We start from the raw sequence: 17,776 nt of genomic DNA on the forward strand, positions 1-17,776 counted from the left end.
AAAAAACGGCGAGGCTTCCCACTTCTCAGGCCGCCACCGTCTTTATGACGGATTGACGCTGGCCTCCGTGGGCAGAAACGACGAGTCCCGCCGCCTGTAATTCTGTTATGCCCTTGCGCTGGATGTTGATCGCCGCATTGATATCGCGGTCATGTTCGACATAACAGCAAGGGCATGGCCAGATCCGCTTACGCAGCGGCAGTTCTGGCATTTTGTGACCGCAGCCATGACAGGTTTTCGAACTGGCGAACCACTGATCCAGTTTGACCAGATGGACGCCCGGCCACTGCGGCTTTGTATTCCAGTTTCATGAGGAAGCTATTCCAGCCCGCATCCCCGATAGCGCGGGCAAGGTGGTGATTCTTCATCATGTTAGCCGATTTCAGCGTCTCAACAATGACCACTTGGTTTTCGTCAACCATTGTTCGGGAGAGTTTGTGTTGAAAATCGGCGCGGGCATGGGTTACCCGCTCATGGACAGACGCCAGACGTAATCGGGCGTTGATAAGGTGACACGGGTTATTGACCTTCTCTCCGGTCGACTGGATAAGATAGTGGGATAATCCCATATCACACCCGGTCACGCGGGTGATAACGCCCGGCTTTTCCAGCACGTCTTTACCATCGTCACACAGGATAGCGGCGAAATATTTTCCCGTGGCGGTACGAGAAAGCGTAATGCTCTTCACTTTCCCTTCAATTTTTCTGTGTATGCGTGCTTCTATCGGTGACAATTTCGGGATCTTCACTGCGCCCTCCAGCACTTTCACCCCAACACAGTGATAGCTCGATTGCTTACCCTGTTTGCGTTTGAACGTGGGAAATTGGGCGCGCAACTTCGGATTGAAAAAATTATCAAACGCAATATGCAGATTGATCACCGCCTGCTGTAATGCAATGGCGTCATATTCCTTGAGCCAGGCATACTTGCGGGATTGCTTCGCGACCGCCAGTAACGGTTTGAGGTCTTTGCGCGGATTTAAATTCACGCCGTGACGTTTGTAGGCATGCTTTTTGATGTGCAGCGCCTTGTTGTACGCAAAACGGACCGCCCCGAACTAGCCGTTAAGATACTCGGCCTGTTCGGGTGTGGGGTAGATGCGGACTTTGGTCGCTCTTAACATATTCAGCGCTCATTGATAAAGTGAATTCATTTTAGCCTGTTTTACCGGCAGATATCCATTCAGTCAGGAGACGTCGGAGTCGCCAGCCCTAAAGCCCTCTGGGCTTTTCGCCTGATATCCCCACCCGCACTGGGCAAAGGTTTACGGCGGTTTTTGCGAATACAATCCCTGAATTCATACAAATTACAACATAGTAAAGAAAACCATTCCAACAACCGCGCCTGTTGTTCCAAGAATAGTTTCCATAATTGACCAAGTTTTCAGTGTCTGAGATTCTGTTGCACCAGTAAATTTACCAAATAACCAAAAACCTGAATCATTAACATGGCTCAGTACCAAAGAACCACCCGCAATACAGATTGAAAGAGCTGCAAGCTGGGCGCCAGAATATTCCAGAAGATCAACAACTGGCAAAATCAGACCAACAGTTGTCAAACAAGCAACGGTTGCAGAACCTTGAATAATACGTACTGTTCCAGCAAGGATGAAACACGCTAATGCAATAGGCAAGCCCGCACCAATCAATGCATTTCCCAAAGCAGGACCAACACCAGAATCCACTAATACTTGTTTAAATACACCACCAGCCCCAGTCACCAATAAAATAATTCCAGCCGGTTGAATAGCCGAAGAGCAAATATCCATCACTTTTTCTTTACTCATCCCACGGCGAATTGCCAAACCATAAATAGCAATCAAACAAGCAACTAAAATCGCAGAAAATGGATGACCGATAAATGCAAGCCACTGATACAACTCAGAACCCTGTTCAACAAAATTCTCACCAATAGCCTTTAATCCAACCAAAGCCAAAGGGAACAGAACCAGTGACAAACTCAAACCAAAAGATGGCATCTTACCTTGACCAAGACTTGGCTCACTTATATCGTTGGGTAAATCCAGAGTGACATACTTACTGATAAAACTACCGAAGATTGGCCCCGCTAGTAACATCCCAGGAATCGCGGCACTGATACCAATCAAGATCATCCAACCAAAGTCAGCATTCATTTGTGAAGCCAACAACATCGGTACTGGACCAGGTAACAAAAACGCTGCGGCGGCTGCAACACCGGCAAACAAAGGAATAACCAGCTTGACTACATTACCGCCAGTACGACGCGCTACTGCAAATGCCACACCAATCAATAAAACAATCGCTACATCAAAGAACAACGGCAAAGCACAAACCAGGCCAGCAATCCCCAGTGAATAATGAGCATTCTTTTCACCAAAACTATTTAGTAATTTAACCGCAATTTGATCCAGTGCGCCTGTTTCATGCAGAACTTTACCAAACATTGCCCCTAGTGCGACAACAATAGCTAAGAAACCTAACGTTCCTCCCATTCCTTCTTGCATTGTTTCAGCAATTTTATCCAGTGGCATACCAGAAAAAACACCCGCTCCCATAGAAACCAGTATTAACGCAACAAAAGCGTGTATTCTGGCTTTCATCACCAGAAACAATAGTAAGAGAACAGAACCCACCGCTGTCAGCACTAAGGTTAAAGTATTCATTATTTTTCCCCTGAAATGACACTATTAATTATTCTTATCGAGTGATTTATCACTTCATCAAGAGATGATCTAATGTCAACCAGATAAACATCCTGTTCATCACTCTCTGGCTCTTCTAATGCCTCAAACTGAGATACCAACATTTGAGGTTTAAAAAAATGATCTTTACGTGCCTTCAATCGACTTTCAATTAAATCAAAGTCGCCTTTCATATAAAGAAATGACAGATTCTTATTATTATCACGCAGTATATCCCGGTAATGTTTTTTTAAAGCAGAACAAACAATTAAGGAGACCGAGTTTGTGCGTTGCATAGCAAAAATTGCATGGTTCAATGATTTCAACCAAGGCTCACGATCTTCATCATTCAGTGCATAGCCTTTAGCCATCTTACTAATGTTAGATCTTGGGTGTAAAAAATCACCATCTAAAAAAGCAGAATCCAATTTACAGGCTACAGCACTGGCAACAGCAGATTTACCACTACCGGATACCCCCATAAGCACAAAAGCATGATTCGAATGCTGGGTATCACCCATATAAACTCCTTAACGTAGATATTTTATCTACAAAATGTTACCGGTAACTGTTATCGGTAACATTATCAGAAGTAGAGATGAAATTCGCAACAACACGAAATATTCAGGAAATATAAATGTGACACTCATCACAAATTAGTTCAAAAAATGCAAATCCACCAGACCGATTAGATACTCTCCCCCGGAGATAACTGAAAACCTATATCAATCATTTTTTGCGGTAAATGTTCGCCTTTCAACCGAGCCATTAATAATTCGGCAGCCCTCCGCCCCATTAAGTCACGAGACGTCAATACACTGGCAAGTTTTGGTGTCATCGCTTGACCAACATCATGACCATGAAAGCCAGCTATCGCAATATCATGCGGTACAGCTATCCCTTGACGTTGGCACTCGAAAATTGCGCCGATAGCGAGATCATCGTTAGTACAAAATAGACCATCAACATCAGGATATTTTGTTCGTGCTTCATTCAGTAACTGCCCCCCTAACGTGTAAGAAGAGCTGTCTGGAGTCATTATCTTACCTGGTTTTAACCCCGCACCTTCCATTGCAGCTTCATAACCCTCCAGACGAATAATTGTCCTTTCATCTTGTCTCGCACCAAGATAAATCACCCGCTGACAACCACGCTCAATCATTGCCATTGTCATTTGCCGAGCAGCTTCAAAGTTGTCAATACCGACCGCCGTATCAAAACAAGGAGAAACACAATCCATCAGCTCAACGACAGGGATACCAGCCGTTTCCAACATTTTTAAAGTTCGTGGAGTGTGAGTGCGTTCTGAAAGAATCAAACCATCAATATTATAGGAAAGTAAAGAAATCAAACGCTCTTCTTCCTTTTCTGAGCGATATCCATAGTGAGCCAACATAGTTTGATAACCATAATTGTCCGTCACATATTCGATACCACGGATAACCTCCGCAAAAACTTGGTTAGTCAAAGAAGGCAATAAAATACCAATAGCATGACTAGTAGAATTAGAAAGAATATCCGGCACTTTATTTGGGATATAACCTAACTCATCTAAAGCATCCGCTATTTTTTCTCGCAATTGCTCAGAAACTTGATCAGGATTACGTAAGAAACGACTTACCGTCATTTTAGTTACACCAACACGATCAGCAACATCTTGTAAAATAGGGCGTTTTTTCTTCATATTTCAATGCAATATAGAATTAGTCAAGTTTAGGATAATAAACGCAGTGTTATGACATATTTATACACTATAAGGATACATTTTTTAAACTTAGTCTGATAGTGAAACCGTAATCCCCATTTATTCAATGCATCGTAAAATCTCATCCTTTAGAGCGGAAATATAAGAAATGTTTTTTTATTAATCAGGAGGATTTATTACCGAATGATTGAAAGGCAATGAACCACCACAATCAGCAAGAACCAAGTCTCTACAGTGACTAAGAACTTGAAAATTGCCAAACCTATCAAAATCAGATAGCAGAGACATTAAGTCAGCTTAGGAGAAATGTCCAGACGAAATTAAGGTTTAATCATTCGATACTGACTCAAGGTTAATATGAACTACGTTGTTAACTTAAGTACAAGCAGGCATGCAATTAAGAGAAAACTATCGTCAGCTCATACCAATTAAGAAAAGGCTACGTCATAAAGTACTCAAAACCGATATCAAAAATAACCTGTTAATCAGCATGCCGATAAGATTTATCCTACTGATCCACTTTGAAACCTTCCTCTCGACTAGATTTTAAAATCTATTGAAAACATTGAAAGGTTGAACTCAACTACGGCGAGATAAAACACAGGCAATTAAGTCATGTGCATACACTTAGTCATTAAGATGTTGAAAACATTTCATTAAAAGTGACGAACAAGCCCCATTTTCTATAATTTGGTTCGTTTAGCAATAATATTTACGACACGAACTCATGGAAGTCCTAACCTCATTATTGCACTACAGTTTATTCAAGCAGAGTTTTTACGGTGTATGAGACAAAATCCCAAAGAAATTTCAACGATTATAGGAAGAAGAGCAACTTATATCATCTAATAAGAAGTGTGGAAAAAACTTTGCCCAAGGCAAATTCTATTCAGAGGAAAACAGCGATATACCGCTAAATACAAAACTGCCAGCCGCAGATAGCTAATGTACTGGAGATAAAGGGATGATTAACAAAAGCAAATTTCGACAAGCATCGTAACGTTCATGGAGCCAAAGCGACTGTCGTATGTCTTAACAACGCAAAAACCCCCAGCTTACGCTGAGGGTTTCCACTGTATTTAAAGCCTGGCAGTGTCCTACTCTCACATGGGGAGACCCCACACTACCATCGGCGCTACGGCGTTTCACTGCTGAGTTCGGCATGGGGTCAGGTGGGACCACCGCGCTATCGCCGCCAGGCATATTCGGTTTCCTTCCGGCCGTTGCGTCTCTTCCGACACAACCACCCGAAGCAATCTGTTCAACAAGCTGAAATCTGTCTCTCTTCCGGCCGCTGTCTTCTGACAACCGCCCTCTGTACGCCAAAACCCCTTCGGCGTTGTAAGGTTAAGCCGCTCGGTTCATTAGTACTGGTCAGCTCAACGCATCGCTGCGCTTACACACCCAGCCTATCCACGTCTTCGTCTTAAACGTTCCTTCCGTGACTAAAGTCAAGGGAAGACTCATCTCAAGGCAAGTTTCCCGCTTAGATGCTTTCAGCGGTTATCTCTCCCGCACTTAGCTACCGGGCGATGCCATTGGCATGACAACCCGTACACCAGCGGTGCGTCCACTCCGGTCCTCTCGTACTAGGAGCAGCCCCTTTCAATCTTCCTGCGCCCACGGCAGATAGGGACCGAACTGTCTCACGACGTTCTAAACCCAGCTCGCGTACCACTTTAAATGGCGAACAGCCATACCCTTGGGACCTACTTCAGCCCCAGGATGTGATGAGCCGACATCGAGGTGCCAAACACCGCCGTCGATATGAACTCTTGGGCGGTATCAGCCTGTTATCCCCGGAGTACCTTTTATCCGTTGAGCGATGGCCCTTCCATTCAGAACCACCGGATCACTAAGACCTACTTTCGTACCTGCTCGAGCCGTCACTCTCGCAGTTAAGCTGGCTTATGCCTTTGCACTAACCTCACGATGTCCGACCGTGATTAGCCAACCTTCGTGCTCCTCCGTTACGCTTTGGGAGGAGACCGCCCCAGTCAAACTACCCGCCAGACACTGTCCTCAGCCCGGATAACGGGCTTAAGTGAGAACATCGAGCATTCAAGGGTGGTATTTCAAGGATGGCTCCATGCAGACTGGCGTCCGCACTTCCAGGCCTCCCACCTATCCTACACATCAAGGCTCCATGTTCAGTGTCAAGCTATAGTAAAGGTTCACGGGGTCTTTCCGTCTTGCCGCGGGGACACTGCATCTTCACAGCGAGTTCAATTTCACTGAGTCTCGGGTGGAGACAGCCTGGCCATCATTACGCCATTCGTGCAGGTCGGAACTTACCCGACAAGGAATTTCGCTACCTTAGGACCGTTATAGTTACGGCCGCCGTTTACTGGGGCTTCGATCAAGAGCGTCGCCTTGCGGCTAACCCCATCAATTAACCTTCCAGCACCGGGCAGGCGTCACACCGTATACGTCCACTTACGTGTTTGCACAGTGCTGTGTTTTTAATAAACAGTTGCAGCCAGCTGGTCTCTGCGACTGGCTTCGGCTCCGGAGGCAAACTCCTTCACCTACCGCCAGCGTGCCTTCTCCCGAAGTTACGGCACCATTTTGCCTAGTTCCTTCACCCGAGTTCTCTCAAGCGCCTGAGTATTCTCTACCTGACCACCTGTGTCGGTTTGGGGTACGATTCAATGTCACCTGATGCTTAGAGGCTTTTCCTGGAAGCCGGGCATCAACCACTTCACTGCCGTAGCAGCTCGTCATCACGCCTCAGTGTTACAGAAGAGCGGATTTGCCTGCTCCTCCCACCTACACGCTTAAACCGGGACGACCGTCGCCCGGATGGCCTAGCCTTCTCCGTCCCCCCTTCGCAGTCACATTCAGTACAGGAATATTAACCTGTTTCCCATCAGCTACGCCGTTCGGCCTCGCCTTAGGGGTCGACTCACCCTGCCCCGATTAACGTTGGACAGGAACCCTTGGTCTTCCGGCGAGCGGGTTTTTCACCCGCTTTATCGTTACTTATGTCAGCATTCGCACTTCTGATACCTCCAGCGGGCCTCACAGCGCCACCTTCAACGGCTTACAGAACGCTCCCCTACCCATCCAGAGAACAGACGTCAGAATACAGCTTACAGATGACGCCCCAATCCGGTCAGCATTTTCGCTATGGCTTCACAGCCACAGACGATTACTATCCAGAACCTGATTAATCAAACTCTTCAAGACATCATTCCGTCCTCTGTCGTCTGAAATCTGTCCTCTGAATGCCGCAGCTTCGGTGCATGGTTTAGCCCCGTTACATCTTCCGCGCAGGCCGACTCGACCAGTGAGCTATTACGCTTTCTTTCAATGATGGCTGCTTCTAAGCCAACATCCTGGCTGTCTGGGCCTTCCCACCTCGTTTCCCACTTAACCATGACTTCGGGACCTTAGCTGGCGGTCTGGGTTGTTTCCCTCTTCACGACGGACGTTAGCACCCGCCGTGTGTCTCCCGTGATAACATTCTTCGGTATTTGCAGTTTGCATCGGGTTGGTAAGCCGGGATGGCCCCCTAGCCGAAACAGTGCTCTACCCCCGAAGATGACTTCACGAGGCGCTACCTAAATAGCTTTCGGGGAGAACCAGCTATCTCCCGGTTTGATTGGCCTTTCACCCCCAGCCACAGGTCATCCGCTAATTTTTCAACATTAGTCGGTTCGGTCCTCCAGTTAGTGTTACCCAACCTTCAACCTGCCCATGGCTAGCTCACCGGGTTTCGGGTCTATACCCTGCAACTACTTCGCCCAGTTAAGACTCGGTTTCCCTGCGGCTCCCCTATACGGTTAACCTTGCTACAGAATATAAGTCGCTGACCCATTATACAAAAGGTACGCAGTCACCCCACCCCAAAACGCTCCACTGCTTGATTAGTGTGTTGGGCGTCGCTGCCGCTCCGCCAACCGTCATCTGAGATGACGTTACGCATTTTGTGCGCCACGCAAAGCGAAACGCTTTGGTGGTGGGGCTCCCACTGCTTGTACGTACACGGTTTCAGGTTCTCTTTCACTCCCCTCGCCGGGGTTCTTTTCGCCTTTCCCTCACGGTACTGGTTCACTATCGGTCAGTCAGGAGTATTTAGCCTTGGAGGATGGTCCCCCCCTCTTCAGACAGGATTTCTCGTGTCCCGCCTTACTCGTCGAACTCACAGCCATGCCACCTTCGAGTACGGGGCTGTCACCCTCTCTCGCCGGCCTTTCCAGACCGTTCCTCTGATGGCATCGCTGATGCTGGTTCTGGGCTGCTCCCCGTTCGCTCGCCGCTACTGGGGGAATCTCGGTTGATTTCTTTTCCTCGGGGTACTGAGATGTTTCAGTTCCCCCGGTTCGCCTCATTAACCTATGGATTCAGTTAATGATAGTGCAACGCATTGCACTGGGTTTCCCCATTCGGACATCGCCGGCTATATCGCTTCATATCAGCTTACCGACGCTTTTCGCAGATTAGCACGTCCTTCATCGCCTCTGACTGCCTAGGCATCCACCGTGTACGCTTATTCGCTTAACCTCACAACCCGAAAAGGTCTCGGATTGTTCAGCTTGAGAGACTCCCCAATAATACCTTGTCGATATTACTGAGTGTTTCAATTTTTCAGCTTGTTCCAGATTGTTAAAGAGCAAAATAATTCGCAGCATACTGTTGCCAATATACTCTGAACTACATTTAGTATGGTGGAGCTAAGCGGGATCGAACCGCTGACCTCCTGCGTGCAAGGCAGGCGCTCTCCCAGCTGAGCTATAGCCCCATACAGAAATAGGCCGCTATCGCAGAATTTTATACAAACCTTTTCATCACAGCCAGTTTCAACGCGAATCACGCAGTGTGCGCGAGCACATGAGTAATGCAGCGTTTAAAATGGCAAAGAGGAAAAGCGTTTGGTAGGCCTGAGTGGACTTGAACCACCGACCTCACCCTTATCAGGGGTGCGCTCTAACCACCTGAGCTACAAGCCTATTACGATAACCTATTCTCTTCTTTCATCAGACAATCTGTGTGAGCACTGCACTTAACCTATCTCAGGTAAGGAGGTGATCCAACCGCAGGTTCCCCTACGGTTACCTTGTTACGACTTCACCCCAGTCATGAGCCACAAAGTGGTCAGCGCCCTCCAAAAGGTTAAGCTACCGACTTCTTTTGCAACCCACTCCCATGGTGTGACGGGCGGTGTGTACAAGGCCCGGGAACGTATTCACCGTAGCATGCTGATCTACGATTACTAGCGATTCCGACTTCATGGAGTCGAGTTGCAGACTCCAATCCGGACTACGACAGACTTTGTGTGTTCCGCTTGCTCTCGCGAGGTCGCTTCACTTTGTATCCGCCATTGTAGCACGTGTGTAGCCCTACTCGTAAGGGCCATGATGACTTGACGTCATCCCCACCTTCCTCCGGTTTATCACCGGCAGTCTCCTTTGAGTTCCCACCTCGACGTGCTGGCAACAAAGGATAAGGGTTGCGCTCGTTGCGGGACTTAACCCAACATTTCACAACACGAGCTGACGACAGCCATGCAGCACCTGTCTCTCAGTTCCCTAAGGCACTTCGCTGTCTCCAGCAAATTCTGAGGATGTCAAGAGTAGGTAAGGTTCTTCGCGTTGCATCGAATTAAACCACATGCTCCACCGCTTGTGCGGGCCCCCGTCAATTCATTTGAGTTTTAACCTTGCGGCCGTACTCCCCAGGCGGTCGATTTAACGCGTTAGCTTCGGAAGCCACAGCTCAAGGCCGCAACCTCCAAATCGACATCGTTTACAGCGTGGACTACCAGGGTATCTAATCCTGTTTGCTCCCCACGCTTTCGCACCTGAGCGTCAGTCTTCGTCCAGGGGGCCGCCTTCGCCACCGGTATTCCTCCACATCTCTACGCATTTCACCGCTACACATGGAATTCTACCCCCCTCTACGAGACTCCAGTCAACCAGTCTTAGATGCCATTCCCAGGTTGAGCCCGGGGATTTCACATCTAACTTAATTGACCGCCTGCGTGCGCTTTACGCCCAGTCATTCCGATTAACGCTCGCACCCTCCGTATTACCGCGGCTGCTGGCACGGAGTTAGCCGGTGCTTCTTCTGCGGGTAACGTCAAAATCCAACTCTGTTCAAGTTACATCCTTCCTCCCCGCTGAAAGTACTTTACAACCCGAAGGCCTTCTTCATACACGCGGCATGGCTGCATCAGGCTTGCGCCCATTGTGCAATATTCCCCACTGCTGCCTCCCGTAGGAGTCTGGGCCGTGTCTCAGTCCCAGTGTGGCTGGTCATCCTCTCAGACCAGCTAGGGATCGTCGCCTAGGTAGGCCATTACCCTACCTACCAGCTAATCCCATCTGGGTTCATCCGACGGCGTGAGGCCCTTTCAGGTCCCCCACTTTGGTCTCGCGACATTATGCGGTATTAGCCACCGTTTCCAGTGGTTATCCCCCGCCCTCGGGCAGATCCCCAGACATTACTCACCCGTCCGCCGCTCGTCAGCAAAAGCGCGAGCGCTTTCCTGTTACCGCCCGACTTGCATGTGTTAGGCCTGCCGCCAGCGTTCAATCTGAGCCATGATCAAACTCTTCAATTCAAAGCTTGATGCTCAAAGAATTCTGACTAATTAGTTCGTAATGAATTAACTGTTGTTCACTCTTCAAGACTTTAAAACGTATTTTTTGTGATACGGTCTTGTGAGTGCCCACACAGATTGTCTGATTAATTGTTAAAGAGCAGGCTGAATCAAAAAATCATATTCTCGTTCAGCCGGGCTGCGTATACTACGCTTTTTGCCCGCAGAGTCAAGCACTTATTCGCTTTTCTCTGCCTGACCTCACAATGTTTATCAGCGTTGTGTCGGTCAGTGGTGGCGCATTATAGGGAGTTCTTTGACGCTGGCAAGTATTTATTGAAAAAAAAATTGCCATTCGCGGATTTTTTCAACAAAACACTGACAAAAAGAACAAATCAGTTATTTTTCACTCACTATTTCAAGGAAATCATTAGCAAAATGATCGACTTGCTGCCAGTCGGTATATTCAATTTCTTTGGTTGTATCAGTTTCCCCACCGGTCATCTTCATAATCATCTTCACCATTATCCGATCCAACCAATGATAACGGGGATAAAGTAATGCACCAGCAAAAACACCACACAAATCTGGCTTCCAAGGGGTATTCAGCAGAAATTTACGAACATACACATTCGTTTCTGGTGTACGTTTCTCTGGCTTCCTTGCTGTCAGATTTACGCCAAAAAACGCAGTTGGCATTTTATTAAGTTGTTGTTGATGACAGATCGCAAACTTTTTCAGTGCCGAATTGAAATGACCATATCTGATAGAAGCACCAATCATAACTTTGTCATAAGCTTCCAAATTGATCGTTTTGGCTGTTGCTAAATCACTAAGCTCGCACACCTCCCCTGATCTGCGTAGATTTTCAGCAATGCGGGTAATGATTTTCTTAGTCTGCCCATCCCTACTGGAATAAAGTAACAAACAATTCATAGCCATCTCCCTCTCCCAAAATAGACTATTCACGCCAGAAGGTTGGTGTAAATAAAACTAATAAAGTGAATACTTCCAAGCGACCAAACAACATCGTTATAACTAATATCCATTTGGCTGCCGGATTCATTGCAGTGAAGTTATCCGCAACAACACCCAACCCAGGCCCTAGATTATTTAGTGTAGCGGCTATTGCAGAAAACGCAGAAAGTTCATCTACACCAGTTGCAATAAGTAATAACAAGCTAATGATAAATACCAAAGCATAAGCAGAGAAGAATCCCCAAACAGCTTCAATAATCCGTTCAGGTAATGCTCTTCGCCCTAGCTTGAGGGTATAAACCGCATTTGGATGAACCAATCTCTTCAATTCACGGGAACCTTGCAGGAATAGTAATAAGATACGAATGACTTTCAGTCCTCCTCCCGTTGAACCCGCACAACCACCAATAAACGCGGAACACAACAGTAATATTGGCAAAAATGATGGCCAACGTGCAAAGCTATCTGTGCTGAATCCTGCCGTTGTCGCCATTGAAACAACCTGGAAAAAAGCTTGATTTAGTGTCTCCATCCCCGATTTATAAACAGAGTGATTCCATAAGATCAGAGTGCAAATAATAACAAGCACCAATTGAATGGAGATAAACATGCGGAATTCAGGGTCCCGCCAATATACTGTCAGGCTACGTCCCGTTAATACCGCGAAGTGCAAACCAAAGTTACAACCAGAAATCAGCAGAAAAATCGCAATAATGGTATTTATCGCGGGGCTATGGAAATAACCAATACTCGCGTCATGTGTAGAAAATCCACCAATTGCGATAGTTGAAAAACTATGAGAAATGGCATCAAAAACTGACATCCCCGCAGCCCATAATGACAAAGCACAGGCAATTGTCAGTAATACATAAATCAACCATAAGGTTTTTGCCGTTTCAGCAATTCGTGGGCGCATTTTATTATCTTTCAAAGGGCCAGGCATTTCAGCCCGATAGAGTTGCATTCCCCCAACCCCGAGTAGAGGCAATATTGCAACAGCCAGCACAATAATCCCCATACCACCTAACCATTGCAGCATCTGCCGGTAGAAAAGAATCGCTTTAGGCAAGGAATCAAGCCCAATCAGGGTCGTAGCACCCGTTGTTGTTAAACCGGAGAAAGACTCAAAAAATGCATCTGTAATAGAAAGGTTTGGCTGTTCAGAAAAGATGAAAGGTAAAGCCCCAACACTACCAAGTACAATCCAAAATAAAGCAACGATAAGAAACCCTTCTCGGGGCTTTAATTCATGTTTTTGCTCCCGATTTGGTATCCAAAGCATCAAACCAATAATTAAGGCAAAAATAAATGTCTGACTAAATGCACGCCCAGCGCCATCACGATAGATAAGTGCTACCAATCCTGGAATTATCATGGTGACAGAGAAAAGAATGACAAGCAGCCCAACAATACGGGTTATGGCACGAAAATGCATTTAGCTGGTTCCTTAGAAATCCAGTTACAGAGAATATTTACAGATCAGGTGTTAAATGCAGTACACCACGACTTAGATCACGTAATTTATCACCGACTTCCCCCACTAAGGTAGTTGGAAGTGAAATCCGCAAAGTAACATTCTCTGCATACTCACTGGAAATAATTTGCCCTGATGATTTCTGTAATAACTGTTCAATCATAGAGATATGGGCATATTCACACTGCAAGGAACAGAGTTTCTGTGGAACCTTATATTTTGTTTCCAGCAATTTCAGCGCCTGTTGAACACCACTTCCATATGCCCTTACTAACCCCCCGGTACCTAATTTTATTCCACCAAAATAACGAACAACGACCGCGGTTATTTCACCAACATTATTTCCCATAAGCTGGGATAGCATCGGTTTACCTGCGGTCCCTGAAGGCTCGCCGTCATCTGAAAAACCCAACTGTTGTGAATCATCCGGCGCACCAGCAACAAACGCCCAGCAGTGATGGCGGGCATCAGGGTACTGAGCTTTGATTTGCTGGATAAACTCCTTGGCCTCATCCACCCCACAAGTATGCTTCAGCAAGGTAATAAAACGACTTTTTTTAATCTCTTCAGTAAAACTCACTGAAGCTGCGGGTATCAAATAAGGCTTCATTATGGCAATTGAAGATCCCTAGTCATGTTTTCCACTTTATTTGCATGGATCACAATATTGTCTTCGATACGAATACCACCGAAAGGTTTAAGCATCCCAATTTTATTCCAGTCAAAATGTTTGTTGAATTCACTTTCACGCCAAGGTGCAAGCAGCGATTCGATGAAATAAAGGCCAGGCTCGATAGTCAGCACCATTCGGGGTTCCAGAATACGGGTACAACGCAGATAAGGATACATATCCGGAGCTGCTAAATATGCACCTGTATCATCCTGCATAAACCCTGCCGCATCATGGACTTGTAATCCAAGAGGATGACCAATACCATGTGGAAAGAATGGCGTTGTCAGCCCTTTCTCAACCATAACCTCTTCACTAATATCTTTCATAATACCATATTTTTTCAATAACTTAGCAATACGATGATGCATCTGAACATGATATTCGGTATAGCGAACTCCTGCTTTAATTGTACTGATTAGTGCTTTTTGTTCAGCATTCATATCTTTAATTAAAGAGGAAAATTCGTTATTGCTTTTTGCTGAATAAGTACGGGTGATATCTGCTGCATAACCATTATATTCAGCACCAGCATCAATCAGGAAACTACGTATCTCTGAAGGTACATTGTGCTGCAATACAGTGTAATGCAAAACAGCCGCATTCTCATTCATAGCAACAATATTGTCATAAGGTACATCTGTATCACGATGACCTGTTGCCGTAAGATAAGAGATATTAATATCAAATTCACTCATCCCAGCCTGAAATGCTTCATAAGCGGCCAAATGCCCGACAATAGCCGTTTTTTGTGCTTCACGCATACAAGCTAATTCATAATCTGTTTTGTATGAACGATAGAAATGCAAATAATCAAGGACAGGCTTTGGATTAATATTGTGTTCAGAGAAACCAATCTCTTTTGCTCTTTGTGGTGAACAACCAATGTAAGCAACATTCTGTTTCACATAAGTGCTTAACTCTGCATTGATATCTCCAGCATTTGCCAGATGGATCATTTCAACTTCTTTAGTCCAGTAGCTAGTCGGTAGCGGTTCTACGCTGTGCCAATAATCTACCGGTGAGTAAAACCATAATTTAGGCTTATTAATACCATCTACCCACAACCAGCAATTAGGCACTTTGGTTACTGGCACCCAAGCTTTGAAGTGAGCGTTAACTTTGAAAGGGTAGTCTCTATCATCAAGAAAAATACGCTGTAACTCACCAGAGTGAATCAGCAAAGCATCGAATTGATTACGGGCCAATGCTTCACAGGTACGTTGCTGCAATGTAGAGATATGTTCGTGGTACAGAGATGCCAACTTTTCCATTTCAATTGACCTTTTTTATTTTATGGCTAGACCATTAGCTTATCACAGCCATTGATATTTGCAGGTATCACGCAAAACCCTCTCAATTTATCGGCTCCCGCTAACACCTTATTTATCAAAATATAAAAACAATTATTGTCAATGAGATACAAATCTCACTTGTGATCACCCTTGCAAAAAACTAATCACTCATTTGCATTTACTTAACATAATAACCACAATCAAACCCATCTGGTCATACCAGATGGTATGCGCTCATTTAGGAGAACGACATGCTCTATCAAAGTGAAACAATTCAAGTAAGCTGGCTGAAAGATGGCATTGCTGAACTGGTTTTCAATGCCCCAGCCGCGATTAATAAACTAGATACCAAAACCGTTGCATCTCTCGATAAGGCTGTTGCTAGCCTGGAGCAACAAACTGGACTGAAAGGCGTTTTATTACGTTCTGAAAAAGCTGCATTTATTGTTGGTGCAGATATTACTGAATTCCTCTCTTTATTCGATTCACCTGTAGAAAAACTGCAAGAATGGCTTAACTTTTCAAATAGCATTTTAAACCGGATAGAAGATTTACCTGTACCAACCATTTCGGCAATAAACGGTTATGCTCTTGGTGGTGGTTGTGAATGTGTTCTATCTACAGATTTCCGTGTGACCTCCCCGGATGTACGCATTGGGCTGCCAGAAACCAAACTTGGTATTATGCCTGGTTTTGGTGGCTCTGTTCGCCTTCCACGCTTGATCGGGACTGATAATGCTCTAGATATCATTGCAGCAGGTAAAGACATTGGTGCAGAAGATGCATTGAAAAACGGTTTGATTGATGCTGTTGTTCCCAAAGAAAAATTGGTTGACTCCGCAGTATCAATGCTGGAACAAGCAATTGCAGGGAACCTTGACTGGAAAGCCGCACGCCAGCCGAAATTAGAGCCTTTGAAACTCAATGAAATTGAACGAAGCATGAGTTTTAGTGTGGCAAAAGGTATGGTGATGAAAGTCGCCGGTCCTCATTATCCAGCTCCCATCGCCGCAGTTAAATCCATAGAAAAAGCCGCTACACTTGGTCGCGATGAAGCGTTGAAACAAGAAACCGCCAGCTTCATTCCTCTAGCACAGACAAATGTTGCCCGTGCCTTAGTGGGCATTTTTCTTAATGATCAGTATGTAAAAGGGCTGGCAAAAAAACATCTGAAAGAAGTCACAACACCTGAGTATGCCGCAGTTCTAGGTGCAGGAATTATGGGTGGTGGTATAGCCTATCAATCTGCCCGCAAAGGGATGCCTGTCATGATGAAAGACATCAGCCAGCAAGCCCTTGAATTAGGTATGAGTGAAGCCGCGAAACTTCTAAACAAGCAGTTTGAACGTGGCCGTCTAGATGCCATAAAAATGGCGAAAACCCTCTCTTCTATTCAACCTACCTTAAACTATGCCGGTATCGAACAGGCTCAAATCGTGGTTGAAGCTGTAGTAGAGAATCCTAAGATCAAAGCGGCTGTACTATCAGAAACTGAAACTCTGGTTAATGAAGATTGTGTCCTAGCTTCCAATACATCAACAATTCCGATTTCAGAATTGGCTAACTCCCTAAAACGCCCGGAAAACTTCTGTGGTATGCATTTCTTCAACCCGGTACACCGCATGCCGTTAGTTGAAGTAATTCGCGGTGAAAAAACGTCTGAAAAGACAATTTCAACCGTAGTCGCCTATGCCAGCAAAATGGGTAAAACTCCGATCGTCGTTAACGACTGTCCAGGGTTCTTTGTAAACCGGGTACTGCTTCCTTATCTCCTTGGCTTCGGTCTGCTATTGCGTGATGGTGGTGATTTCCGCCAAATAGACAAAATCATGGAGAAAGAATTTGGTTGGCCAATGGGTCCTGCCTATCTTATTGATGTTATTGGTCTTGATACTGCACATCATGCTCAATCAGTCATGGCCCAAGGGTTCCCAGATCGAATGGAGCGTGATTATAAAGATGCCATTGATGTTCTATATGACAATCAACGTTACGGGCAGAAAAACGGCCTTGGTTTCTACAAGTACACTCAAGATAAGAAAGGTAAGCCTAAAAAAGAGCAGGACGAGCAAACAGACCAACTGCTGGCAACTATCTGCCAACAGAAGAGTAATTTCTCCGGTGAAGAGATCATTGCTCGTACTATGATCCCGATGATCAACGAAGTTGTCCGTTGTCTGGAAGAAGGAGTCATTGCCAGCCCGGCAGAAGCAGATATGGCTCTGGTTTATGGCCTTGGTTTCCCTCCATTCCACGGTGGTGTTTTCCGTTATCTGGAAACAATGGGAACAGCAGCTTACGTAAAAATGGCTGAAAATTATGCTCACCTCGGTGCTCTTTATCAGGTACCACCTGGTCTGAAAGCCAAAGCTGAACGTAATGAAAGTTACTATCCTACAGCAGCAACGATTGCTGTCAGCACCGGAAAAACAGCGTGAGGTCTGGAA

The 17,776-nt window shown here is 45.7% G+C and carries 9 protein-coding genes, 2 tRNA genes, 3 rRNA genes and 1 pseudogene; 1 reads left to right on the top strand and 14 read right to left on the bottom strand.

Annotation, left to right across the window (positions count from 1 at the left end; all coding sequences use genetic code 11):
- Positions 1–25: 25 nt before the first annotated feature.
- The 14 genes and pseudogenes from B0X70_RS25460 to pepQ form a co-directional block, all read right to left on the bottom strand.
- A complete protein-coding gene (locus B0X70_RS25460) occupies positions 26–271 on the bottom strand; it encodes a zinc ribbon domain-containing protein (protein ID WP_336246324.1) in 246 nt (81 codons plus the stop codon).
- Positions 189–1,124, bottom strand: a pseudogene (locus B0X70_RS22070) (RNA-guided endonuclease TnpB family protein). The gene B0X70_RS25460 and the pseudogene B0X70_RS22070 overlap by 83 nt, the downstream one beginning before the upstream one ends.
- Positions 1,125–1,307: 183 nt before the next feature.
- Positions 1,308–2,645 (bottom strand): gluconate transporter, encoded by a 1,338-nt coding sequence (gntU, locus tag B0X70_RS22075; protein WP_036809724.1) that lies wholly within the window; start codon positions 2,643–2,645, stop codon positions 1,308–1,310.
- On the bottom strand, positions 2,645–3,184 hold the full coding sequence (gene gntK, locus B0X70_RS22080) for a gluconokinase (protein WP_036809727.1): 540 nt from the start codon (positions 3,182–3,184) through the stop codon (positions 2,645–2,647). The genes gntU and gntK overlap by 1 nt, the downstream gene beginning before the upstream one ends.
- Positions 3,185–3,351: 167 nt before the next feature.
- Entirely contained in the window at positions 3,352–4,347 is a 996-nt protein-coding gene (gene gntR / locus B0X70_RS22085; protein WP_217470411.1) for a gluconate operon transcriptional repressor GntR, read from the bottom strand.
- Between the two features lie 1,105 nt (positions 4,348–5,452).
- Positions 5,453–5,568: ribosomal RNA gene (rrf, locus tag B0X70_RS22090) — 5S ribosomal RNA — on the bottom strand.
- Between the two features lie 143 nt (positions 5,569–5,711).
- Positions 5,712–8,874: ribosomal RNA gene (locus B0X70_RS22095) — 23S ribosomal RNA — on the bottom strand.
- A gap of 162 nt (positions 8,875–9,036) precedes the next feature.
- Positions 9,037–9,112, bottom strand: a tRNA-Ala gene (locus B0X70_RS22100).
- Positions 9,113–9,243: 131 nt separating this feature from the next.
- A tRNA-Ile gene (locus B0X70_RS22105) sits at positions 9,244–9,320 on the bottom strand.
- Positions 9,321–9,388: 68 nt separating this feature from the next.
- Positions 9,389–10,933 (bottom strand): 16S ribosomal RNA (locus B0X70_RS22110).
- The 16S, 23S and 5S rRNA genes sit together here with 2 tRNA genes alongside, the layout of an rRNA operon.
- A 378-nt stretch (positions 10,934–11,311) precedes the next feature.
- Positions 11,312–11,848 (bottom strand): menaquinone-dependent protoporphyrinogen IX dehydrogenase, encoded by a 537-nt coding sequence (gene hemG, locus B0X70_RS22115; RefSeq protein ID WP_040153310.1) that lies wholly within the window; start codon positions 11,846–11,848, stop codon positions 11,312–11,314.
- A gap of 25 nt (positions 11,849–11,873) precedes the next feature.
- Positions 11,874–13,325: a Trk system potassium transporter TrkH gene (gene trkH / locus B0X70_RS22120; RefSeq protein WP_046397221.1), complete on the bottom strand. Its 1,452-nt coding sequence runs from the start codon at positions 13,323–13,325 to the stop codon at positions 11,874–11,876.
- A 37-nt stretch (positions 13,326–13,362) separates the two neighbouring features.
- Positions 13,363–13,974 carry an IMPACT family protein gene (locus B0X70_RS22125; protein WP_046397220.1) on the bottom strand — a complete coding sequence of 204 codons (612 nt, stop codon included), beginning with the start codon at positions 13,972–13,974 and terminating at the stop codon, positions 13,363–13,365.
- On the bottom strand, positions 13,974–15,308 hold the full coding sequence (gene pepQ, locus B0X70_RS22130; RefSeq protein ID WP_217470412.1) for a Xaa-Pro dipeptidase: 1,335 nt from the start codon (positions 15,306–15,308) through the stop codon (positions 13,974–13,976). Before pepQ ends, B0X70_RS22125 begins: the two co-directional genes overlap by 1 nt.
- Positions 15,309–15,580: 272 nt before the next feature.
- Here pepQ and fadB point away from each other — a divergent pair, with 272 nt between their 5' ends.
- Positions 15,581–17,767 carry a fatty acid oxidation complex subunit alpha FadB gene (gene fadB, locus B0X70_RS22135; RefSeq protein ID WP_217470413.1) on the top strand — a complete coding sequence of 729 codons (2,187 nt, stop codon included), beginning with the start codon at positions 15,581–15,583 and terminating at the stop codon, positions 17,765–17,767.
- Positions 17,768–17,776: the final 9 nt, after the last annotated feature.

It is taken from the genome of Photorhabdus akhurstii (assembly GCF_019090985.1).
GTDB classification, from domain to species: Bacteria; Pseudomonadota; Gammaproteobacteria; order Enterobacterales; family Enterobacteriaceae; genus Photorhabdus; species Photorhabdus akhurstii.

Coding starts and splice junctions, on each gene's coding strand:
- gntU (WP_036809724.1), bottom strand. CDS start 2,645: ATGAATACTTTAACCTTAGTGCTGACAGCGGTGGGTTCTGTTCTCTTA.
- gntK (WP_036809727.1), bottom strand. CDS start 3,184: ATGGGTGATACCCAGCATTCGAATCATGCTTTTGTGCTTATGGGGGTA.
- gntR (WP_217470411.1), bottom strand. CDS start 4,347: ATGAAGAAAAAACGCCCTATTTTACAAGATGTTGCTGATCGTGTTGGT.
- hemG (WP_040153310.1), bottom strand. CDS start 11,848: ATGAATTGTTTGTTACTTTATTCCAGTAGGGATGGGCAGACTAAGAAA.
- trkH (WP_046397221.1), bottom strand. CDS start 13,325: ATGCATTTTCGTGCCATAACCCGTATTGTTGGGCTGCTTGTCATTCTT.
- B0X70_RS22125 (WP_046397220.1), bottom strand. CDS start 13,974: ATGAAGCCTTATTTGATACCCGCAGCTTCAGTGAGTTTTACTGAAGAG.
- pepQ (WP_217470412.1), bottom strand. CDS start 15,308: ATGGAAAAGTTGGCATCTCTGTACCACGAACATATCTCTACATTGCAG.
- fadB (WP_217470413.1), top strand. CDS start 15,581: ATGCTCTATCAAAGTGAAACAATTCAAGTAAGCTGGCTGAAAGATGGC.